The sequence below is a fragment of the Pseudoalteromonas sp. HM-SA03 genome, from assembly GCF_002289345.1.
Classification (GTDB): Bacteria; Pseudomonadota; Gammaproteobacteria; order Enterobacterales; family Alteromonadaceae; genus Pseudoalteromonas.
The window spans coordinates 24,059-45,931 of record NZ_NSDG01000019.1 but is presented as its reverse complement, the minus strand read 5'-3'; the positions used below and the strand labels follow the sequence as shown (position 1 = coordinate 45,931).

At 43.4% G+C, this 21,873-nt stretch carries 20 protein-coding genes; 11 read left to right on the top strand and 9 right to left on the bottom strand.

The window, feature by feature from the left end; translation table 11 throughout:
- Nucleotides 1-530: 530 nt before the first annotated feature.
- Nucleotides 531-1,139, top strand: a complete 609-nt coding sequence (locus CKO50_RS03355; protein WP_095727004.1) for an outer membrane beta-barrel protein — start codon at nucleotides 531-533, stop codon at nucleotides 1,137-1,139.
- Nucleotides 1,140-1,175: 36 nt separating this feature from the next.
- Here the strand turns inward: CKO50_RS03355 and CKO50_RS03350 are convergent, their stop codons facing one another.
- Complete coding sequence (locus CKO50_RS03350; protein WP_095727003.1) at nucleotides 1,176-2,093, bottom strand: LysR family transcriptional regulator; 918 nt, start codon at nucleotides 2,091-2,093, stop codon at nucleotides 1,176-1,178.
- A gap of 140 nt (nucleotides 2,094-2,233) precedes the next feature.
- On the opposite strand from CKO50_RS03350, the gene CKO50_RS03345 reads away from it, so the two are divergent.
- Entirely contained in the window at nucleotides 2,234-2,839 is a 606-nt protein-coding gene (locus CKO50_RS03345) for a LysE family translocator (protein WP_255229344.1), read from the top strand.
- A 68-nt stretch (nucleotides 2,840-2,907) separates the two neighbouring features.
- Here CKO50_RS03345 and CKO50_RS03340 read toward each other — a convergent pair whose 3' ends face one another.
- The gene (locus CKO50_RS03340; RefSeq protein ID WP_095727001.1) at nucleotides 2,908-3,942 is read right to left on the bottom strand and encodes an MBL fold metallo-hydrolase; all 1,035 of its coding nucleotides are present in this window, start codon (nucleotides 3,940-3,942) and stop codon (nucleotides 2,908-2,910) included.
- A 197-nt stretch (nucleotides 3,943-4,139) separates the two neighbouring features.
- On the opposite strand from CKO50_RS03340, the gene CKO50_RS03335 reads away from it, so the two are divergent.
- Complete coding sequence (locus CKO50_RS03335; RefSeq protein WP_095727000.1) at nucleotides 4,140-4,751, top strand: TetR/AcrR family transcriptional regulator; 612 nt, start codon at nucleotides 4,140-4,142, stop codon at nucleotides 4,749-4,751.
- 120 nt (nucleotides 4,752-4,871) lie between these two features.
- Nucleotides 4,872-5,582, top strand: coding sequence for a DUF4336 domain-containing protein (locus CKO50_RS03330; protein WP_095726999.1), 711 nt, complete (start codon nucleotides 4,872-4,874; stop codon nucleotides 5,580-5,582).
- A 129-nt stretch (nucleotides 5,583-5,711) separates the two neighbouring features.
- Here CKO50_RS03330 and CKO50_RS03325 read toward each other — a convergent pair whose 3' ends face one another.
- A complete protein-coding gene (locus CKO50_RS03325) occupies nucleotides 5,712-7,268 on the bottom strand; it encodes an AbgT family transporter (RefSeq protein WP_095726998.1) in 1,557 nt (518 codons plus the stop codon).
- A 186-nt stretch (nucleotides 7,269-7,454) separates the two neighbouring features.
- On the opposite strand from CKO50_RS03325, the gene CKO50_RS03320 reads away from it, so the two are divergent.
- Both CKO50_RS03320 and CKO50_RS03315 read left to right on the top strand, forming a co-directional pair.
- A complete protein-coding gene (locus CKO50_RS03320) occupies nucleotides 7,455-8,318 on the top strand; it encodes an HDOD domain-containing protein (protein ID WP_095726997.1) in 864 nt (287 codons plus the stop codon).
- Nucleotides 8,319-8,434: 116 nt separating this feature from the next.
- A complete protein-coding gene (locus CKO50_RS03315; RefSeq protein ID WP_095726996.1) occupies nucleotides 8,435-9,667 on the top strand; it encodes an NRAMP family divalent metal transporter in 1,233 nt (410 codons plus the stop codon).
- A gap of 69 nt (nucleotides 9,668-9,736) precedes the next feature.
- Here the strand turns inward: CKO50_RS03315 and CKO50_RS03310 are convergent, their stop codons facing one another.
- The 6 genes from CKO50_RS03310 to fadI form a co-directional block, all read right to left on the bottom strand.
- Nucleotides 9,737-10,012 carry a YfcL family protein gene (locus CKO50_RS03310; RefSeq protein ID WP_010377735.1) on the bottom strand — a complete coding sequence of 92 codons (276 nt, stop codon included), beginning with the start codon at nucleotides 10,010-10,012 and terminating at the stop codon, nucleotides 9,737-9,739.
- Between the two features lie 13 nt (nucleotides 10,013-10,025).
- The gene (locus CKO50_RS03305) at nucleotides 10,026-11,147 is read right to left on the bottom strand and encodes an ATP-NAD kinase family protein (RefSeq protein WP_095726995.1); all 1,122 of its coding nucleotides are present in this window, start codon (nucleotides 11,145-11,147) and stop codon (nucleotides 10,026-10,028) included.
- Nucleotides 11,137-11,703 (bottom strand): elongation factor P hydroxylase, encoded by a 567-nt coding sequence (locus CKO50_RS03300; RefSeq protein ID WP_095726994.1) that lies wholly within the window; start codon nucleotides 11,701-11,703, stop codon nucleotides 11,137-11,139. The genes CKO50_RS03305 and CKO50_RS03300 overlap by 11 nt, the downstream gene beginning before the upstream one ends.
- Before the next feature lie 76 nt (nucleotides 11,704-11,779).
- Entirely contained in the window at nucleotides 11,780-13,312 is a 1,533-nt protein-coding gene (locus CKO50_RS03295) for a sensor domain-containing diguanylate cyclase (RefSeq protein WP_095726993.1), read from the bottom strand.
- 201 nt (nucleotides 13,313-13,513) lie between these two features.
- Nucleotides 13,514-15,616 carry a fatty acid oxidation complex subunit alpha FadJ gene (gene fadJ / locus CKO50_RS03290; RefSeq protein WP_095726992.1) on the bottom strand — a complete coding sequence of 701 codons (2,103 nt, stop codon included), beginning with the start codon at nucleotides 15,614-15,616 and terminating at the stop codon, nucleotides 13,514-13,516.
- Complete coding sequence (fadI, locus tag CKO50_RS03285) at nucleotides 15,616-16,926, bottom strand: acetyl-CoA C-acyltransferase FadI (RefSeq protein WP_010605222.1); 1,311 nt, start codon at nucleotides 16,924-16,926, stop codon at nucleotides 15,616-15,618. The genes fadJ and fadI overlap by 1 nt, the downstream gene beginning before the upstream one ends.
- A 268-nt stretch (nucleotides 16,927-17,194) precedes the next feature.
- Between fadI and CKO50_RS03280 the strand changes: the two genes are divergently transcribed.
- From CKO50_RS03280 to CKO50_RS03260, 5 genes are all read left to right on the top strand, one after another.
- Entirely contained in the window at nucleotides 17,195-18,151 is a 957-nt protein-coding gene (locus tag CKO50_RS03280) for a MoxR family ATPase (RefSeq protein WP_095726991.1), read from the top strand.
- A 4-nt stretch (nucleotides 18,152-18,155) separates the two neighbouring features.
- Nucleotides 18,156-19,109, top strand: a complete 954-nt coding sequence (locus tag CKO50_RS03275) for a DUF58 domain-containing protein (protein ID WP_095726990.1) — start codon at nucleotides 18,156-18,158, stop codon at nucleotides 19,107-19,109.
- Entirely contained in the window at nucleotides 19,110-19,541 is a 432-nt protein-coding gene (locus tag CKO50_RS03270) for a DUF4381 domain-containing protein (protein WP_095726989.1), read from the top strand.
- Nucleotides 19,534-20,517 carry a VWA domain-containing protein gene (locus CKO50_RS03265; RefSeq protein ID WP_095726988.1) on the top strand — a complete coding sequence of 328 codons (984 nt, stop codon included), beginning with the start codon at nucleotides 19,534-19,536 and terminating at the stop codon, nucleotides 20,515-20,517. Before CKO50_RS03270 ends, CKO50_RS03265 begins: the two co-directional genes overlap by 8 nt.
- Nucleotides 20,518-20,522: 5 nt before the next feature.
- A partial coding sequence (locus tag CKO50_RS03260; RefSeq protein ID WP_368665258.1) for a VWA domain-containing protein occupies nucleotides 20,523-21,873 on the top strand: 1,351 nt, incomplete at its 3' end.

Genomic DNA, 21,873 nt, shown 5'->3' with positions numbered 1-21,873 from the left:
AAGTATTGGGGGTTTATAAAGAGAGCGAGGGTAGTCGCTAAGCTGACCAGTTGTGAAACTTAATTTATCGTTTTTCAGTACAATAGGCACTATCCACTCTCTTGGCGAAAACGCTGCAAAATTTGTGGAACACATATGTGTGGGACAAGTACAATCGCTGCATTGTACTGTGTTCTGAGGGTCACAGCAATCCATCCCAACCATCATTTCATGATGATGAGGATCAGACGATTGCATGTCACTTTGAAGCATTTGATGACTTGTTTCATGACTGGTAACACCATGCATTTCACATGCTGCCATAGAAGCAGCCGCGTTCTGACTACTAAGTGTAGCCACCACGAACAATGTGATAAGTAAACGTAAGAATACTTGCAAGGTACTTTTCCAAATCAAATAAACGAAGTAATAATAAAAATCTAACCAAAGAAATGCAAGTAAATAGACCAACCTCGTTATTATTTTCTTTCATCATTGATATACTTAGCCTCAAATCTAAAAAATTATTCCGACTCAAGGATATGAACGTTATGAAATTATCTTCAATTGCTACTATTTTGGCATTAGTTGTTTCAAGCAGCGTCAGTGCCGCAGACTATGGAGACTTTGGGGTCTCAATATATGGTGGCAAAACTTACAGCAGTGATATCAAGACTTCTCGCCACCAAAAGTATGAATTAGAAGACGATTCGCACTTTGGAATAAGTGTCGATAAATATGTACCTGAAGGCCGTTATGGCTTCTATTACGGAAAAACAGAGACCCAGCTTACCGCTTATCCACTAAATAAAGTGGAAATGGAATATCTATTATTTCAAAGTGCGGTGGTACGCCCTCTCACAGACAACTTAGATGTTTATCTAGGCTTACAGCTTGGTGCGACCTTTGTTGACCCTAATTTTATCGACTCTGATACTTTCTTTGCATCAGGGTTATACACGGGTTTTGAATACAACCTTGGCGCAGGTTTTCATCTCGGTGCTGAAGCACGATGGATTGCAACTATCCTCAACAACAACTCTAAAGTCACTTGCGATATCGACCCAGAAACCCAAAATACCTGTAGCTGGCACTTCGACAATGAGGTAATGAGTCAATATCAAGCGAGCGCCACATTAAGTTATCGCTTTTCGCTCTAATAATTAGAACTAATTAAACTCTCAACACTGCAAAAATCAACAAGTTTTTGTGAGTCGCTGTACAATAAAGTCAGCAAAAATACTCACCTTTGCAGGAATATGGCGAGTTGCTGGATATAGCATCCACAGCTCGCCTGAATAGTGAGTCTCAAATTGCCATTCAGGTAAAACCTGTATCAACTCCCCTGACGCTAACGCATCTTTAGCTACAAACATAGGTAAGCTTGTGATCCCAAGCCCTTGCAGCGCAGCATCTAACCTCACTCGAGTATGATTTGCTTTATAGCGCCCGTTAACTGGAGTTGTGAGTTTTTGTGTGCCTTTTCTGAATCGCCACTTAGCATCGGCATCCGTTTCCCCCAAGGCAATACAGCTGTGTTGTACTAGTTCTTTAGGGTGAGTAGGAATTGAGTGGGTTGCAAGATATTTTGGTGATGCCGCCACTATATGTTCTATTATCATTACGCTTCTACCGATTAAGCCTTGTGGAGGCTCGTTGGTAATTTTAAATAGAATGTCTATTTCATCACGGATCAAATCCAACGCGTTGTCATCTAGCACCAAATGAACATCAATATTTGGAAACTCGCCTAGAAACGCCATCACATTTGGGTGAATTAGCGAATGTGCGACCGCTTTTGGCGCTGCGATTTTTACTGTTCCTTGTGCCGTTTGATGATAGCTTTCACAAAGCGAGATGACGTCTTTGGCGGCTTGTTCCAATTGAGTACAGCGCTCATACACAGCCCTTCCTGTTTCGCTCAACCTTAAGCTACGTGTGGTACGTTGAAGTAAACACACCCCCAATTGCTGTTCAAGTAGTTTTATGGCACGACTCACTGATGACGGCGAGACACCTAATTGTCGAGCACTTTTGGAGAAGCTTCCAGTATTCACTACCGAAACAAAAATTGACATTTCTTGCAGTAGTTCAATATGTTTACTGGTTGTCATAGCTCCCCCATTTGTGCGCTTTACGCAAAAGTTATTTCCATTTTTAGATTATTATCTTCCTAGGAGAATGAAAATACAATGTTCTCAATTATTCGATATTATATTGGGAGCTTATTATGGTGCAGTATTGGCCAGAGTTTTTGTCATTAGCCATCATTCATTTTGTTGCAGTGATCTTGCCGGGCCCCGACTTTGTTATTACAGTCAGACAGAGCTTAAAATACGGCAGACTACATGGCGCAATGACAGCCTTGGGGATTGGCACTGGGCTTAGTGTTCATATCTTATATACCCTACTTGGTGTCGGCGCACTGATGCAGGCTTCACCTTGGGTTTTACAAGTAGCTAAATTAATCGGCGCTGCGTATCTTATCTACATCGCTATTCAATTGCTCAAAAGTGCAGGAACGATTCAACTGGATGCAGAAAATGCCCAGGCTGATGTAAGCTCACAGTCGCTCAAAAAAGCCTTTAGTCTTGGTTTTTTAACTAATGCCACCAACCCAAAAGCAACCCTGTTTTTCTTAGCCGTAGTGACCAATGTCGTCAGCCAAGGAACTCCTTTACATATTCAGCTTTTTTACGGCGCTTGGATGTGCAGCGTCAACGCCTTGTGGTTTATCTGTGTCAGCTTATTATTCTCAGCCCCATCTTCCCGCGCTTGGTTCTTGAACAAGATGAACCTGGTTGAAAAAGCACTTGCTGTTTTGCTTATGGCTTTCTCATTAAGGCTGTTGATTGCTTAACACGAGAATGCTGAATAAGGGTTTCCGCCTCATGCGTTAGCCCTTATTCAATTACTATAATACGGATATTAGGGGATCAATGCTTCCCACCAGCTGCTACTTGATAGCGTTTCTGAAAGCGTCAATACTTCACCCACAACAGGTGTTACCAGTGCCACTTGATTTTGCTCTGCTGCGATTTTCACTCTTACTAGCGGATCAAACCAAGAGTGAAAAGCCAAGTCGAAGGTACCATTATGAATGGGGATCATATGCGTTCCTCGCAAATCTATATGAGCCTGTACGCTTTGCTCTGGCGTCATGTGAATATCAGACCAATCTGCATCATAGGCACCAGTCTCTACTAACGTTAGATCAAACGGGCCAAGCCGTTCACCTATTTCCTTAAATCCAGCAAAATAACCAGAGTCTCCACTAAAAAACATATTTATGTCTGCTGTACGAATAGCCCACGCTCCCCAAAGAGTTTTATTTGCATCTCCAAGTCCACGTCCAGAAAAATGCTGAGTAGGTGTAAAGGTGAGTGTTAACTCAGCGGTTTCTTCAAACTGCCACCAGTCAAACTGCTTTATTTTCTCGGCGGGAACTCCCCACTTTTGCAAATCACCTTCTACACCCAAAGGTACATAAAATGCCCCCACTCTGTCTACTAATCGCTTTACGCTTTCCTTGTCTAGGTGATCGTAATGATTATGTGAAATCAGCACCTTATCAATTTGAGGCAATGATCCAACAGTAATCGGTGGTTGATGAAAACGCTTTGGACCAATAAATGAAAATGGCGATGCTCGTTCAGCAAAAACGGGGTCAATCAGAAGATATTGCCCTTGCGCTTTAATGAGTACTGATGAATGTCCGAGTTTGATAACGTGAGTTTGCGTATCAGAAAGTGCCTTTAAATTCGCCTCTGTGAGCTCTTTTATTGGCATATCAACCTTCGGCACCGCATTGACTTTTTGTTCGGTAAAAAAGCGCCAAAAAATTTCCAGCGTCTTACCTAGGCTCGTTTTATTCGTTTCATGAGTATTATGAAATTTACCATCACTATATTGGGTTGATGAATACCCACCTTGATTTACCGCAGCATTTAAATTAGAAGCCATAATTCCTCCTACTCCTATCAGCAAGACCACAATCAATCCAAACCATGTTCGCTTTTTCATATAACCACCAAATGTAAACTACACTGTGTAGTTTACATTTCAGAAATAGAAAGTAAACTAAGCAGTGTAATTTATTTTAGTTTTGCTAAAATGCGGAGTATCCACTTGTAGATATTCCCTTGCCTGTAATAGAGAAAATGAAACAATCAGAAAGAAAGCGACTGCAAATTCTAGAAGCTGCCCAGCAATTATTTGCTCAGCACGGTGCTCAAAATACCAGTATGGATCTCATCGCAAAGCACGCTGAAGTGTCTAAACGAACGATCTATAATCACTTTGAGACCAAAGAGCTACTACTGTATAACGTACTTGAACACATGATGCTTCAAGTTGACCAAGGTGATATTTATCAATATCGACCGGATGTCTCGATTGCAAAACAACTTCAAGAAATCGCTTTACGAGAAGTCAATCTGCTCACCTCTGAATCATTTATCAAAGTGGCTCGCGTGGCATTTATCGAGTTGTTGCAAGATCCTGCATTGGCTGCGCATTTCAATAACAGTAAAGTAGGTTGTATGCGTTATTTAGAAACGTTTTTAGCCGATGCTGTCGCTAACAATGCACTGTATATCGAACATCAGGCATTCGCAGCACAACAGTTCTTATATCAACTCAAGTCTTTTATCTTTTACCCACGGCTTTATGGATTTGATCTCACAAATACGGAGGAAACGGACTTTATTGTAGAGCAAAGCGTTGCGCTTTTTATGGCGAGATATGGGACTGAACAACGCACCCAAGGTTAATGATAAGGTAAGCTAATACAGGGAGTTAAATAAATTTCACAAAAACTTGCATGAGATCATATTTTAAACAAAAAGCTTCCCTGATATAGTCATCCTCGCTAACAAGAGTAAGGAAATCAGATGAGCGAATTAATTGCAATTGGGAAAAACATTTGGATCCACAACGGCCCCGCAGTATCATTCTTTGGCATGCCGTACACTACCCGAAGCACTATAGTAAAGCTTTCCTCTGGCGAATTATGGATCCACTCTCCAGGAAAATTAACGGAAGGATTACTCAGTAAATTGACGCAACTTGGGCAAGTGAGTTACCTAATTTCTCCAAATAAACTACATCACCTATTTATGGGAGATTGGCAGGAAAAGTTCCCACATGCGATTATGTTTGCTTCTCCAGGTGTCGACAAAAAACGGCTTGACCTTACTTTTCAGCGCCAACTGGGCAACATGACAGAACCCGAATGGCAAGAAGATATTGATCAACTCATTTTTAAAGGCAGCGCGGTTATGGAAGAAGTCGTATTCTTCCATAAAGAGAGTGGTACATTAATTTTGACAGATCTTATCGAGAACTTTCACCCTAACCACTTCTCCGGTTTTAAAAAAGTATTAGCGAAAATCACCGGGATTATTAGCCCTAACGGCAAAACGCCTCTAGACTGGCGAACTTCGTTTATGTTTGGGAAGCAGCAGGCCCGAGCCTGTTTTTCAAAGATGGCTGCTTGGCAACCTCAATATATTGTTATTGCCCATGGTGAATGCATTGAAACGAGCGCAGGAGCGTTTTTACATCGCTCATTTTCTTGGCTGGGTATCAATAAAGCCGCGTAAGGCGCAGTAAAAAATAACAGAATCTAAAAAGCGCTGTCATTTCAATGAACAGCGCTTTTTATTACTTAATCTAAGGTTTGGATCAGGAGTTCATTGTTTTAAGGATCCCCTGAAGTTACATTCCTCAAATTACATACCAGCTGGATATGCATAACTCGCTTGTAGACCTAGCGGAATACCAAGCATCCAGTAGATCAATAAGAAGATACTCCAACCAATCAAAAAGGCTATCGAGTAAGGCAACATCATCGCTATCAATGTACCTATTCCTGTCGACTTAACGTATTTCTGGCAGTAAACCACAACCAGCGGGAAGTAAGGCATAAGCGGCGTGATTATATTTGAGCCAGAGTCACCAACACGATAAGCCGCTTGTGTTAAATCGGGTGAAATACCCAATTGCATTAACATTGGAACAAAAATCGGCCCCAGCAATGCCCACTTCGCAGAGCTTGACCCTACAAATAAGTTTACAAATGCGGTGAGGAAGATAATACCAACCACAGTAACATAGCTTGGCAGCGCCAATGCTTTTAATACTTGAGCCCCTTCAATGGCAAGCAGTGCACCCAAGTTTGAGTGGCTGAATGCACTGATGAAAAGTGCACAGAAAAACGCCATAACAATATAGTAAGACATGCTATTCATAGCCTTAGTCATGGCATCAATCATGTCTTTTGAGGTTTTAAACGTACCGACAACGAAACCGTATACCGCACCTGGGATCCAAAACAGTAGGAAGATAAGTGGCACAATTGATTGCATTAACGGCGCGCTAAAGTCAGTTAAAGCGCCTGACGGACTGCGTAGTGCTGAATCTTCACCGCTTGATGCATAAACCAATAACGCGATACCTGCTAGCATCACCATAGACGCCACCACAAAGCCCTTCTTTTCTTTGCTTGTGATCTCATCAAACGAAGGCAAGCTCTCTGTATCGCCGTCAATTTCTGTCGCTTTTAGTCTTGGTTCAATGATCTTATCGGTGATATACCAACCTAATAAAATAATGAATAAACTCGATGCTGAAGTGAAAAACCAGTTATTTAACGGGTTAATCGCGATTTCTGGATCGATGATCTGCGCTGCACTTTGGGTAAAGCTTTGTAGCAACGGATCGATACCTGAAGGAATAAAGTTCGCGCTAAATCCGCCGCTTACGCCAGCAAATGCCGCAGCAATACCCGCAAGAGGATGTCTTCCCATCGCATAGAAAATAACACCAGCAAGCGGAATAACTAACACGTATCCAGCATCTGTCGCCGTGTGACTCACGATTGCGATAAGAATAATAGAAGGAGTTAGTAGTGCCTGAGGCGTGCGTTTAAGCATGATTTTAAGGCCAGTATTAATATAGCCAGAATGTTCAGCAACGCCCACACCTAGCATAGCAACTAGCACCACGCCTAATGGCGCAAATCCCGTGAAGGTTTTTACCATCGTTGCCATAAATCCGGCAAGTGCATTTGGGTCTAATAAATTGTGAACGACAATCCCCTGATTGGTTCTTGGATCAATAGCGCTAAATTCTACGCCTGAAAATAGCCAAGAAAGCAGCCAAATCAGCAACATTGCTGATAAGAAAATGATTGCAGGATCAGGAAGTTTATTCCCCACCCGCTCTATCCCGTTTAAAAAACGGGTGATCGCAGAGTTTTGCGAGTTCGCTTGTTGTGTTTCGTGCATACCATTGCCCTAAGAAAAAAATTGCTTAACCATAACTTAATATTTACATGTTAAGCAAGAAAACGTGCCTAATGACGAGACACTTTGCCGAATTAGTAGTCGACTTGGTATTTTTTTGTCCCAAGTCAGTGTTCAATAAAGAATTTACGCTATGCTTCTTATATGTCTGAAATTAAGGATTTTTAGATGATAGATCTAGACGACAAAGTGTTAGCTGACGTCAAACATGGTTTCAATTTACCGCCTAAGCCCGCGCTGATAAGCGAATTGCAAGCAGCACTTGCTACAGCAGATCCAGACCTGAATGACATCGCTTCTATTATCGCTCATGATGTTAGCACCGCAGCCGCGGTGCTAAAAATCATCAACTCACCCCTATACGGCTTGGCAAGAACGGTCACTGATGTAAAACAGGCTGTTGTCTTTCTAGGTCTAGACTCTATCAGTAAGCTGGTGACCGGCTTTTTACTCAAACAAACCTTTGACCAACGTAAATGCTGTATTAGTTTGGAGCGGTTTTGGGATAATGCTTCAGACATCGCAGATAGCATCATGGTGATTGGCAATAAACTTAAATCACGTGTCCCTATCGAAAACTTGCACTTACTTGGTCTATTTCACGATGCAGGAATTGCCGCTATGGCGGTAAATTACCCCGATTATATGGAAACGCTCATTGCCGCTAACAAAGATTATGACAAGCTGTTAGTCGAGCACGAAGAAGAAAAGTACGAGACCAATCATGCTATTATCGGCTACTTCCTCGCAGCTTCTTGGAACTTACCACAAAGTATTTGTCAGATGATTTTATGCCATCATGACCCTGAATTTTTGGTAAGCTGTAAAGACGAAGAGCAGAAATTAGCTTTCTCCGCTCTAAAAATGGCGGAAAATTTTGTACATATCAATAAACGTTTTGTTGCAGCGCCTGACTGGCATTTAATGAAAGCAGATGTATTGAAGGTTTTAAATTTAGATGAAGATGATTATCAGGACATCAAAGAAGACCTAGATGAATACTTTTTAGAGCTGGATGGAGTAAGCAACTAGTTATCTCACACTCAACACCGCCCGTGAAATGCGACTCAACGACAGTGTTGCGGCAATTCTTAAAACTTCGTAGACTGGCAGCAAAATTAAAATAACAAAGACTTAAGGAATTTACATTGCCAGCGCTGTTATCTCTTAAAGGCAAATTTGCCATCTTTGGGCCTGGAATATTAATGGCAACTGCTGCTATCGGTGGTTCACATCTCGTTTCGTCAACTCAGGCTGGGGCACTATTTGGTAGCCAATTGATCTGGTTAATTGTTGCCGTTAATTTGCTCAAATATCCCTTTTTTAAATATGCAGTCGAGTACACAAGCCACTCTAAGCATAGTGTCGTCGAAGGTTATCACGCACATTACCGCTTCGGATTTAAGGTTTTTGTGCTACTCAATATTTTCGCAGCCATTGTAAATACCGCAGGCGTGCTATTACTAACCGCAAGTCTCTTGAGCTACTCGCTACCATTTCCAATAAATATTGAACTGTTAAGCTTTATACTTTTAGCTAGCTGCTTGGCAATCTTACTGGTTGGGCATTACAAAATACTTGATGTGACTAGCAAATGGGTAATGATAATTTTGACCATTTCCACGGTTATGGCACTTGCCATTGCGGCTAATAATGGGCCGGCCCATCCAGTCCCCATTGATCCAGTATCCCCCTACGACATCGCGCTACTGGGCTTTTTAGTTGCCTTAATGGGTTGGATGCCCGCACCAATCGAGATTTCAGCCATTAATTCCTCTTGGCTAAAAGCGAAGATGTCGAAACAATCACTAACAAGTGGCCAGATCCTACTGGATTTCAAGGTGGGATATTTTGTTACGCTGGGTCTTGCGGTCGTGTTTTGTTTACTCGGTATGCTAATGCAATACGGTCAAGATAAGCCTGTGGAACTCGCTGGTGTTGCGTTCTCACAGCAGCTCATTGATATGTATGCCAATACAATCGGCGAATGGGCCAGATGGCTAATTGCTGGGGTCGCATTTTTGTGTATGTTTGGAACAACGATCACGGTGTTAGACGGCTACTCCCGAGTGCTTAGTGAATCGCTTCAGCTGTTACGACCTAACACCACGAAAAAGAGTTACACGCTTATTCTACTACTGCAAGCAACACTTGGTATGGCCGTAGTGCTGTTTTTTAAAGCCGACTTAAAAAGCATGCTAATGTTTGCCATGAGCTCAGCGTTTGTCACTACTCCTATCTTTGCTTGGATGAATTTAGGATTAGTGAAAGGTGAGATCTATCGCAGTCAACCAATGTACACCAAGATTTTGACGGGACTGGGGCTGATTTATTTAGTGGGCTTTGCACTGTTATTCATCTATTGGCGATTTTTGATGTAAAGCCAAGCGAGGCTGAGTAGCAGACGCAAATTAGACTTCTAGCATCTGCTACACTCGAGCGAGGTGCGGTTATTTTAGATTTTGCACCTGCTCCCAAATAGAAACCACGTGCGCTTTATCATCGTCATTTAGCTCTCCATTTCGGTATGCTTTTACCAAGCTGCTTTCAACTTTGGCATTTAGCTCATCAATCGAAAGATCTGCTTCCTCTACTTGTGCATAGCCTACCGCTAAGTCAAAGTGACCGCGTAAATAGCCACCAGCAAATAACTCATCATCGCTCGCTCTATCAACAAGCTCATCAAAAAACTGCTGCGCTTTCTCTACATATTCTACTAAAGACATAGTTATTCCTAAATTATTCTTGATGGCCTATGGCGTACATTACATGGTCATTGAACCCAGTGATCACTTTAATAAATCCAGCTAAGGACTCATCAAGTTGTTCGTCACCGGTATCAGCAATTAAAGGACGACCATTTAAGGCCTTTAATTTCGATTTTGTGGCGATAAGGATAATATTATCTTTGCCGATTTTTTTGATGAGGTTAGGACTTAGCTGCTGATTACCGCGGCCAAAAATATGTCCTTGCCCACCAATTAATGTGATCACTAGCTTTGTTTTTTCATCAGCAAGCGACAACAATTGCTGCGCGGTTTGATCTTGCGCGATCAGCGCTTGGTCCCTTACGACATCGACACCTAGAAGTGTATTATCAAGCCCCATCTCTTCCATCACTGCCGCAACGGTAGAACCAGACCCCATAATATAGGTTTCGTCTTCTTCCATTTCGGCAACCACATAGGCAGAGATATCGGCTAACACTAATTCATCGCTTTCTTTACCACCGTTTTTCACCGCTTGCACATATCTCAGCTCGGTCGGCACTTGCATTTCACCAAATCGTTTAGCGCGCACTGTCCCTTCACGAAATGCAGCTTCATCAATGTCCATCACATCGGCTTCGCCAATGGAGACAAGCTCTCCGGTAACCAAAAGTTCAACGACTCTACCAGCTGCTTTTGGCGTTATCGCGTATACGCCGCTATGAATTTTGCACCCAGCAGGGATCCCAAGTACCGGACATGAATCACCCACCGCGTGGCAAATGTTACGGGCAGTACCATCGCCACCGGCAAACAAAATCAAATCAACACCGAGCTGTTGCATCATTTGTGCCGCAGTCTCAGTATCTTCAGGACGAGTTGCCGTACTTTGAGTTTGGTAAATCACTTGGGTGTTAAAACCCAGCTCTTTTGCCGTACGCTCCCCCATCTCACCATTAACAGTGTATATTTCGATATTTTGTTGATGTGGAAGCAGTTGCGTCAAAGCCGTTTTTGCTCGCTGATTAGCGCGAGGCTCCGCACCTAACGCCAATGCTTGTTGGGCTGTTTCAAGGCCGTCACTACCTTTTAGTGCAACACTCCCACCAAGCCCTGCTAAAGGATTGATGATAAGTCCAAGCTTAAATTGCATCGTCAAACTCCATGCTTAGCTCTGTCGGGATATCCCAGTTAAATTGCTGCTGGCGTAAAGGCCAAGGTGTATTATAAAAATTGCTTAATGCGTTGAGTAGTTGAGTCGTTCTAGTATTAAATCCACTTTCTAATAAAGCTAGCACTTGCTGATGCACCCGTTGTTGAAAGCTGAAACGGCAAGTTTGTTCACCATTGAGGTTATCAACAGAAACATTAAATGAAAAACCAGCTGCGACACTTAACGCCCACTCAATCGCTTGTGGTTTCACTTCAACTTGTTCAAATTCGAGCTGCTGTGCTTTATCTCGTCCATCGGGACAATACCAGTAGCCGTAATCTTCGAGCTGCCGACGCGCTTCACCCGCAACAAGCCAGTGTGCGACTTCATGCAAAGCACTAGCATAAAAGCCATGAGCAAAAATAATGCGATGTTGTGGGTGTGATTTATTTGCAGGTAGATAGATAGGTTCGTCGTCACCCACTACCAGCTCAGTGTTGAGCCTGTGTAGGAATAACCCATTAAAAACAGCAATGAGATCTTCTATTTTATGCATCAACATCCGCCACAAGTCTAAACTGGGCGCAAATTGTAAAGTTTTTAGCGGCTAAAGTAAAAGATCTCGTTTTAGACTATGCCTTTTTGTCAAGAGAACTGCGTGGTGCAATATAAAACGAAGCACAATCTCGACCCGCCTTTTTCGACTCATAGAGGGCCAAATCAGCTTCTTCAAAACATCGTTTGTGATTAAAGCTTTCACCAATAAGCTCATATCCCGCGACGCCAATACTAAATGTCAGTCCAAAACTGGTGAAACGGGTAAATTCATGCACCAGTCGCTGTGCAAAATTAAACGCAGCATCTGGCCGAGTTTCAGGGCAGATAATCATAAATTCATCTCCACCCCATCGTCCAATATGGTCGCTTGGGCGTGCTTGCTCTCTTAGAAACTGTCCGACTTCTTTCAATGCATTATCACCATATTGGTGTCCTGCAGTGTCATTTAACTGTTTAAAATGATCAACGTCGATTACCAGTAGCGATAGCGCTCGGTGATAGCGTATGGCCCGCTGCACTTCTTCTTTCAACAGCGCTTCAATCTTTCTGCGATTCATAACCTGAGTTAAAAAATCCAGTTCAGCACGGTTCTTCAACTCTTGCTCTTGACGCAAATCTCGGATCACCGCAATAAAAACATCATTTTTAGACACGGACACAGTGGATAACGCGATGTCCAGCGGGATCTCCGCACCTGATTGGTGCCGTCCAACAATTTTAAGGCCATCATGCGTCACTCTACGCATTGTAGAGGTGCCTTGGAACTTTTCTCTGTTCGCGATGTGTTTACTGACATACTGCTCAGGAATGAGGTTTTCAATTTTCATCCCCAATAGCTCTTGAGGTGGATATCCAAACAAGTCTATACAGGCCTTATTGACTTCTTTAAGTCGACCGTCTTTATCACAATATAAAATGGCATCAGGTGTAGAATTAAACAGCTTTCGTTTTTCGTTGATCAGTTTCACCACAAAAATAAGCGTAAAAATGTTTAAGCAAGCAAATAACAAGACGATCGGTAGCAGTAACAATACTCCGGTATTACTCAACTTTTGAGTTTGAGCAAGCTTTAAAGATTGGTTTTGCTTTGCAAGCTCAAATTTCTCTCCAATTGATTCACGCAAATAATTAAATGCAGCTTCTGCGTCCGTGTCATTTACTTTCACTGAGCGGTCCACCGCCTCAGAGCTTAACCTTCTCGATGTTAATTTTGACTTAGCAAGCGCAAGCATTTGTGTATATTCATCAAAGGTGTTTTGAATAGCGGCTAATGCCTTTGTGTCTTGACTGCTTAGATCAGTACTTTGCAACTTCAAGATTGTCATTTTGGTCGCTTCAACATCGCCTAAAGCCTGTTGGTAATAACTCTCATCCTGGCGTAGTACATAATTTTTGAAGTGATGAATAAAGCCGTTATAACCAAAGCTACGCTCCAACTCAGCTAGCAGCTCGGCACGTTTAATTGCAACTTCAGTCTCAGATTGCCATGACTGATGAAATGAAGAAATGGAGTGGTTTAACAAAGTGGACCAATAAAATAGGCCACCACTCGCCAAAATAGTAAAAATAACTAAGCCACTAATCTGCAAAAAAATACGTCTATTCATATACTCTGCTGTCCAATTACAGCAAACCCTAGACCGCAGTACAAAAAAGAAATTAGAGGCTGTCTAGATGCTGTAGAATCCATGTGGATGGTACAAAAGTTACATACCATTACAGCGATTAAGTCTAGACCAGAGAACGAAGAAAGCCGCATTACAGCGGCTTACAGCTAGGATATTTTCAATTAAGATAAATTGGCATCGTTACTCGTAATAAGCTTTGCCTTCTTCGGCCATTACGAGTAGCGGTTCCGCAGGTGTAAATACAGGGTTGTCAGCAGCGTATGTTGATAGCTCTGAACACACCTTATTGGCGCCTTTTTTGTCCATATAACTAAACGGACCGCCCAAGAATGGAGGGAAACCAATACCAAAAATAGCACCGATATCACCATCTCTTGCATTACGAATAATACCTTCCTCAAGACAGCGCGCTGCCTCATTGAGCATCTGTGCAACGCAGCGATTCGCTATTTCTTGTTTATTCAACTTAGGAGAAGGCGTGACACCGAGTAACTCATAAACTGACTCGTCCACTTGCTTGCCTTTTTTACCTTCATAGGTATAGAAGCCACGACCAGATTTACGACCTAGACGTTTGCTATCTATCATACGTGCAAAAGCATCCGGCGCCTTAAAGCGAGCGCCTAATTCTTTTTCTAGGATTGGCGCAATCTTAGAGCCAATATCTACACCTACTTCATCAAGAAGCGCAAGAGGACCAACAGGGAAACCAAACTCAACCAAGGCTTGATCGATTTTCTCTATCGGCTCACCAGCAAGCAAAAGATTTGCCGCTTCGTTGACATAAGGTGCCAGAATACGGTTTACGTAAAAACCAGCTTTGTCTTTTACGACGATTGGGGTTTTGCCTTGCTTACGGGCAAAAGCCACCGTGCGCGCAATAACCTCATCACTGGTGGTGTCGTGCGGAATGATCTCCACCAGTGGCATTTTTTCTACTGGTGAGAAATAATGCAAACCAATTACGTTTTCAGGACGCGTCGCTTTTGCCGCGATTTGGCCGATTGGTAATGATGACGTATTACTTGCAAATATCGTACTCTCACTACATTCTCGTTCAATATCCGCCACCATCGACTGTTTAAGGTCTAAGTCTTCAAATACGGCTTCAATCACCATGTCTGTGTGTTTAAAACCAGAGTAATCTGTTGTCCCTGTGATCATATTCAAAGTAGACTGCATCTCAGCCTTTGAAATAATACGACGCTTTTGACGTTGAGTTAGGATCTTATAGCTGTAATTTAATGCATTGCTAATGCCTTGATGCGCAACATCTTTAATACGTACCGGAGTACTTGCTTTAACCGCACTAACATGGGTAATACCTGCACCCATTAAGCCACCCCCTAGCACGGCAACACGTTTCACAGGAGCGAGATTTTCACCTTGGAAATCCTTTTTCATTTCCGTTGTCGCAAAGAAAATCCCACGTAGCGAACGTGAAACTTCCGACATCACTAAATCAGCAAAACCCTCAGCTTCGGTTTTATAACCTTTAAGCTTGTCCAACTCTACAGACGCACGTACCGCTTTGATGATAGCGATCGGCGCTGGATAGTGACCACCCGTTTTCTTTTCAACATTTTCTTGTGCTTTTTTGAAAATGATGTTGCGTCCGAACGGGTTAGACTCTAGCAACTGGCTAATTTTGTCTAAATTCGCTTTGCGAGGCTTAGGCTTACCTTTTCTGGCAAGCTTCACCGCTACGTCGAGCAAAATACTGTGCGGCACAGAATCATCAACTAGGCCCGCTTTTTTCGCTTGCTTAGGTCGAACTTGCTTACCAGTTAGCATCCATTCAAGTGCTTTTTGAATACCAACTAATTTTGGTAGACGCTGTGTACCGCCACCGCCTGGCAATAGACCAAGCTGTACTTCAGGAAGACCCAGTTTGGTTTTACTGTCTTCAGTACAAACACGATAATCACAAGCCAGCGCAAACTCTAAGCCACCACCAAGCGCTACGCCGTGGATCGCCGCAACAGTTGGGAATGGTAAATCTGCCAATTTAAAGAAGGTTTTATGGCACATTTCCGAAATCGCTAACGCATCTTCACGGGTTTTAGCGCTATCCAGCATTTTAATGTCTGCACCAGCGATAAAGTTGTCGTCTTTACCACTGATAAAAACCATTCCCGTTACGTCATCTTGTTTACTCTTTGCGATGATCTCTAATAATTCATCAGCAAATGTATCACGTAGGGTGTTCATTTTTTCGCCCGGTACGTCGATTGTAACGATGGCGACTTTATGGTCGTTTAATTCATAAGAAAATACTGACATTATGCGCTCTCCAATACGAATGCTGCTCCAAGACCACCTGCAGCGCAGGCAGTTGTCAATGCAAGACCACCGCCACGGCGCTTAAGCTCATGTAGGCTTTGCGTGATCAAGCGTGCACCTGTTGCTGCAAATGGATGACCATAAGCAAGTGAACCACCAAGCACGTTAAACTTATCCATGTCGATTTCGCCAATTGCTTTACTGCGACCAAGTTTTTCTTGCGCGAATTTGTCTGAGCCAAACATTTTCATATTGGACAGCGCTTGCGCTGCGAAAGCTTCATGCATTTCTATCAGGTCAAGATCAGCAAGTGTAATGCCCGCACGGTCAAGTGCTACAGGCGTTGAATGTGCAGGACCCATCAACATATCTTCATGTACGCCGATTGCAGAGAAGGCGAAACTACGCACATAACCTAAGATATCGTAGCCAAGCGCTTTGGCTTTGCTTTCGCTCATCATTAATACTGCCGCCGCACCATCAGTCAGTGGCGTTGCATTTGCTGCAGTTACTGAGCCGTGCTGTCTGTCAAATACAGGCTTTAACTTGGCGTAGCTTTCCAATGAGGAGTTTTCACGGATGTTATTATCTTTATCAATAAAGCTTTTGTATGGCTCAACATGGGCAGCCATCACTTCATTGTTTAATAAGCCTTCCGACCATGCTTTTGCAGCTAAGGTATGTGAGCGGTGCGCCATCGCATCTTGATCTGCACGGCTGATCCCGTGGGTCTTAGCCATTTGCTCAGCCGTTTGCCCCATTGATAAGCCAGTCGAATACTCAGCAACTGCCGGTGGCACTGGCAGTAAGTCTTTGAGTCTTAGCTTTGAGAAAATCTGTAAACGCTGCTTAAGCGTACGTGCTTTGTTCAAGTCAACAAGGCTACCTGCAAGCTTTTTGCTCACGCCAATCGGTAGCACTGATGAAGAATCCGCACCACCAGCAACACCGACACTCACTTGGCCTGAAATAATGCTCTCTGCAACGTTAGCAATCGCTTGGAAACTGGTTGCGCATGCACGTGATACAGAGTAAGCGTCAACGGACACAGGCATGCCAGTGCCAAGCACGATTTCACGCGCAATGTTTGGTGCTTCCGGCATTTGTACAACTTGGCCGAATACCAGTTGATCGATTTCTTTACGATCGAAATTCAAACGCTCAAGCATTTCGTTGACGACGATTTTACCTAAATCTAGGGCTGGGACGTGGTGAAAAGCGGTAGCTTGCTTTGCGAATGGCGTACGCAGGCCGCTCACGATAGCGATTCGGTCGCCTTTTGATGTTTTTAGTATGTTTTGTTCAGACATGAATTTTGCTCTCCCGCTGACAGGTCTGACCTGTTAATTTCCTCCGATTCTAAACAACCAAATCGAAGTTGCCAATAGCAAAGCATGAAATGGCTGCTTTTTAAACCGTGAAAACCAACTTTAGATGCTTTTTCAAGCAATCTCAAAGTATTTGAAATTGTTATTTAAAATTTATGAACTTTTCTAAAATTATGGGTCTAATCAACTTGATTATTCATTCCGCGTCCATATAACTATTTTTATTTTTGTCGGCTTAAAAGGCAGTCTCATGGCAGTAAACGAGTTTTCTCAACTAAAAGAATATTTAGATACCCAAATTCTAGGACAAAGTGCACTGACCGAATCCTTGCTTATCGCGCTTTTAGCAGATGGTCATTTATTGGTTGAAGGCCCTCCAGGTCTGGCTAAGACCCGTGCAGTAAATGCGCTGGCTAAAGGCATTGAAGGGAGCTTCCAACGCGTCCAATTTACCCCTGACTTATTGCCTTCTGATGTAACTGGTACAGATATCTATCGCCAACAAACCAATGAATTTGTATTTGAGAAAGGCCCGCTTTTTCATCATTTGATTTTGGCTGACGAAATCAACCGAGCGCCAGCCAAAGTGCAATCAGCGCTACTAGAAGCAATGGCCGAGCGCCAAATAACTGTTGGCAAAACAACATATCCGTTACCTGAGCTATTTATGGTAATGGCAACGCAAAACCCGCTTGAGCAAGAAGGTACATATCCGCTACCTGAAGCGCAGCTTGACCGCTTTTTACTCCATCTGAATATAGATTATCCAGATGCAGAAACCGAGGTCGATATTTTGCGCCTCACTCGTGGCGAGGCGTTGGAGGAGTATCAAGCAACCTTCACACCTATTAGTCAAGCAACCCTATTTGAGGCCCGTAAAACCGTACTAAGCATGCATCTTGCCGAGCCTCTAGAGCAATATCTTGTGCAATTGATTATTGCGACCAGACAGCCACAACGCTTTGATACAACGCTTGCAAACTGGATTGATTATGGCGCGAGTCCTCGAGCTACAATTGCGCTTGATAAATGTTCTCGTGCACATGCGTGGCTACAGGGGAGAGACTTTGTCACACCAGAAGATATTCAAGCTGTGGTGCATAACGTGCTACGCCACCGTATCGTGCTAAGTTATGAAGCACAGGCGGATGGGATCACCAAAGATCAGGTGATCAGTAAGATTTTAGAATTGGTTGCTGTTCCATAATACTATGAACGACATCAAGCAGTTTAATTCAGCCAGCTGGTTTAATGAAAGCCATAGTAATGGTGTCGAACTCAGCCTGAAAGAGCTACTTTTTTATAAGTCCAAAGCGCATTTACTTTCGCTCAAACCGAGAGGAAAAGTGAAAAGTGCTCAATCAGGGCAATACCTTGCACCGCACAAAGGTCGAGGTATGGAGTTTGCTGAAGTCAGACAATACCAATATGGTGATGATATTCGTGCGATTGACTGGCGAGTTACCGCACGTACCGGTGAAGCACACACGAAACTCTTTCAAGAAGAGAAAGAGCGACCCGTTTTTGTATTTTGTGACTTTTCCTCAAGCATGCTATTTGGTTCAAAGCTGTTACTTAAGTCGGTGCTTGCGGCACACTTAGGCATTTTGGTGTCTTGGGCTGCATGCCAACGCGGCGACCGTGTTGGTGGTGTGGTATTTAATGACAGTAATCACCACGAGCTCAAGCCGATTGCTCGCGACCGTGGGGTGCTTGCACTTGCTCACCAGTTTTGTGCCCTGCACGAGCAAGCATTAATTCAAAAAGAGACTCCCCCCTCGGGGGATCGTTTCAATGAGAATTTAAAACGACTTGTGCATCTGGCCAAACCCGGCAGCCTGATTTATCTCATTTCGGACTTTACGGAGTTGAATGATGAAAGCTTTAAATTACTAGAGCGTGCCACCCGCCATAACGAAGTAATTGGTTGTATGGTGAGCGATCCTTTTGAGCATCATCTGCCTGAATACAGTCAAGCGATTGAGGTCTCAGCTGGCGAACAAAACTGGACATTGCCCTTGATGGACAAGCAATTTAGAGACAAATTCTCGCAAAATGCATCCGACTTTTTCAATCGAAGATTAGCGCTACTTAAGCGCTCTGGTATGTCGTTACAAAAGTACGACGCGTCATTACCAATCGAATTACAAATCATGAGGGGTTAAATGCAAGTCAATCCACTCGACCAGCTTAATGATGTGGTCATCCCTCAAAGCGTGAGCTGGTGGCCACTTTCTTATCCAATGTGGGGAGCTATTTGTGTTCTACTCGCAATATTTGTGGCTACGTGCTGGCTATTGTATCGTCGCCAGCAATTTTTAAAGGCAAAAAAGGAAGCCGTAAAACTGACCCATTCGCAGGATAATGCCCAAGCATTACACACCATACTCAAACGTTTAGTAAAACATTATTACGGTGATACCGCTGCGAGTAGATCGGGCCAAGAATGGTTAAGGCTGCAAGCAAAGCTCACACGCGTTGAACTCACTCAGCAAGAGCTCGACTCGTTATATGCTCCGACTCAAGACCCCGCACTCAGTGATAAATTATGTCGTGCGATTAATACTTTCAAAGTGAAGGAGCGTCTCGATGTTTGAGTTTAGTTGGCCCCTTGCCTTTTTATTGTTACCTCTGCCTTGGCTAATTGCGAAATTTAAACCGAGTATCGCGCAGACCAACATCAATATTCGAATGCCTAGTGCTGCAAAGTTACAACTCGCGAGTACAACTCAACTCAATAAGCGCGCAAAAGTAAGCCTAGTGGAAACACTCATCTGGCTACTACTGGTAACCGCAGCGGCAAACCCAACTTGGCTTGACGACCCAATCGTTGTGCCAAATGAGGGACGCGATATTATGCTTGCCGTTGACTTGTCGGCTTCAATGACAGAACAAGATATGGAATACCAAGGTCGCTTAGTGGACAGATTGTCTGTCGTCAAAGCCGTTGTTAGCGACTTTATCGAAGCACGCCAAGGAGATCGTCTGGGACTTATTCTTTTTGGTGACACCGCGTTTTTGCAAACGCCACTCACCCGAGATTTAGCGACGGTTAGCCAAATGCTTAGTGAGGCACAAATTGGTTTAGTTGGACGCGCCACAGCGATTGGCGATGCTATTGGTTTGTCGGTAAAGCGTTTTGGTGAACGTGAACAAAGTAACAAAATCTTGATTTTGCTGACCGATGGTCAAAACACCGCGGGCAACCTTCAACCAGAAGAAGCGCTGATCTTAGCCCGAGAAGAAGGCATAAAGATTTATACCGTTGGTGTTGGCTCAGATGGTAGACGCGGTTTTGGTTTATTTGGTTTTAATTCTATGGCTGGTAGTAGTATAGACGAGAAAACGTTGCAACATATCGCCAAAGAAACTGGTGGGCAATATTTTCGCGCAAAAGACGTGGAAGGCCTACAACAGATCTACGCTATGCTCGATGAGCTAGAGCCGATTAGTGATGAAACACAGACGTTCCGTCCTAAGATTTCACTGTTTTATATTCCTCTCCTCGCGATACTCGGCTTGCTTTTTGTGGCTCAGCTCGGTGTTGTACTAAGAACAAAATTAAGAGGGTAAATAATATGATGGAATTTGAATTTATTCGCCCGCATCTGCTTTGGCTTCTTATTCCTTGGGTGATATACAGTGCGTTGCAATGGTCTAAAAAGTCCAATCAAAAATCAGCGCAACTTATCGCACCGCACCTGATGAAGGTGGTGATGGGAGCCGATGGTCAAAAACACCAAAAGCAAAGTAACTCTTGGTTTGGTATTGTGTTCTTTTTGTTGGCCATTATTGCGGTTGCAGGACCAAGTATTGAAAAACAAGAAGTACCGGTATTTAAAACTCAGGCACCTAGAGTGTTAGTGCTGGATATGTCTTATTCTATGTACTCAACCGATCTCGCGCCAAACCGCTTAACACAAGCGAGATTTAAAACTTTAGACATGCTAAAGCAATTTAAAGAAGGCGAAACAGGTTTAGTTGCCTATGCAGGCGATGCTTTTACCGTGTCGCCACTCACAACGGATGTCACCACTCTTGAGAATTTGATCCCGAGCCTTCGTCCAGAGATCATGCCCTCAAAAGGCTCTAACGTATATGCAGGCATCGAAGAAGCCGTTAGCTTGTTAACAGGTGCAAGTGCAACCTATGGTGACATTATTTTGGTAACCGATGGACTTGAACAAGAAGACGCAGAAGATGTACAAAAGCTTCTTTCTGACAGCCCATTTAAGTTAAGTATCTATGCCTTAGGTACGGTGCAAGGCGCACCAATCAAATTACCTGAAGGCGGCTTTTTAAAAGACCAATATGGCCAGATAGTCGTGCCCAAGTTATTCCCAACTCGACTTGAAAAACTCGCTAGAGTAAAGGGTGGAAAGTTTGCTAGCTACACAGCCGATAGTAGCGACATAGAGACATTTAAGCCTAATTTGAGTGCAAATACATCGGTGCTTAAACGCGACCAAGAAAGTGCTAAGTGGCGAGTAGATGCGGGAATATATCTGTTGATTGTACTTATTCCACTCGCACTGCTATTGGTTCGAAATCACGCAGTTATGCTCAGTGCTTTGGTTGTTTTTGCGATGTTGCCGCAGCAAAAAGCGCTGGCAAATGAATGGACACAGTGGTTTAAAAATAGCGACCAAAACGCACTACAGGCCTACCAAAATGAAGCGTTTGATGAGGCCGCGCTTGCCGATAATCCGGTACTAAAAGGCGCAGCCCTTTATAAAGCCGGAGATTACGAAGCTGCGGTAAAAACACTCGAGCAAACAAGCTCGGCAGAAGGCCAATACAATTTAGGCAATGCGCTAGCACGACTTGGTAAGTTAGACGACGCGATTTCTGCCTACGAAAAAGCCTTATCCCTAGATCCTGATTTTACGCAAGCGAAGGATAATAAAGCGTTAGTCGAAGCGTTAAAGG

Coding starts and splice junctions, on each gene's coding strand:
- CKO50_RS03355 (WP_095727004.1), top strand. CDS start 531: ATGAAATTATCTTCAATTGCTACTATTTTGGCATTAGTTGTTTCAAGC.
- CKO50_RS03350 (WP_095727003.1), bottom strand. CDS start 2,093: ATGACAACCAGTAAACATATTGAACTACTGCAAGAAATGTCAATTTTT.
- CKO50_RS03340 (WP_095727001.1), bottom strand. CDS start 3,942: ATGGCTTCTAATTTAAATGCTGCGGTAAATCAAGGTGGGTATTCATCA.
- CKO50_RS03335 (WP_095727000.1), top strand. CDS start 4,140: ATGAAACAATCAGAAAGAAAGCGACTGCAAATTCTAGAAGCTGCCCAG.
- CKO50_RS03330 (WP_095726999.1), top strand. CDS start 4,872: ATGAGCGAATTAATTGCAATTGGGAAAAACATTTGGATCCACAACGGC.
- CKO50_RS03325 (WP_095726998.1), bottom strand. CDS start 7,268: ATGCACGAAACACAACAAGCGAACTCGCAAAACTCTGCGATCACCCGT.
- CKO50_RS03320 (WP_095726997.1), top strand. CDS start 7,455: ATGATAGATCTAGACGACAAAGTGTTAGCTGACGTCAAACATGGTTTC.
- CKO50_RS03310 (WP_010377735.1), bottom strand. CDS start 10,012: ATGTCTTTAGTAGAATATGTAGAGAAAGCGCAGCAGTTTTTTGATGAG.
- CKO50_RS03305 (WP_095726995.1), bottom strand. CDS start 11,147: ATGCAATTTAAGCTTGGACTTATCATCAATCCTTTAGCAGGGCTTGGT.
- CKO50_RS03300 (WP_095726994.1), bottom strand. CDS start 11,703: ATGCATAAAATAGAAGATCTCATTGCTGTTTTTAATGGGTTATTCCTA.
- CKO50_RS03295 (WP_095726993.1), bottom strand. CDS start 13,312: ATGAATAGACGTATTTTTTTGCAGATTAGTGGCTTAGTTATTTTTACT.
- fadJ (WP_095726992.1), bottom strand. CDS start 15,616: ATGTCAGTATTTTCTTATGAATTAAACGACCATAAAGTCGCCATCGTT.
- fadI (WP_010605222.1), bottom strand. CDS start 16,926: ATGTCTGAACAAAACATACTAAAAACATCAAAAGGCGACCGAATCGCT.
- CKO50_RS03280 (WP_095726991.1), top strand. CDS start 17,195: ATGGCAGTAAACGAGTTTTCTCAACTAAAAGAATATTTAGATACCCAA.
- CKO50_RS03275 (WP_095726990.1), top strand. CDS start 18,156: ATGAACGACATCAAGCAGTTTAATTCAGCCAGCTGGTTTAATGAAAGC.
- CKO50_RS03270 (WP_095726989.1), top strand. CDS start 19,110: ATGCAAGTCAATCCACTCGACCAGCTTAATGATGTGGTCATCCCTCAA.
- CKO50_RS03265 (WP_095726988.1), top strand. CDS start 19,534: ATGTTTGAGTTTAGTTGGCCCCTTGCCTTTTTATTGTTACCTCTGCCT.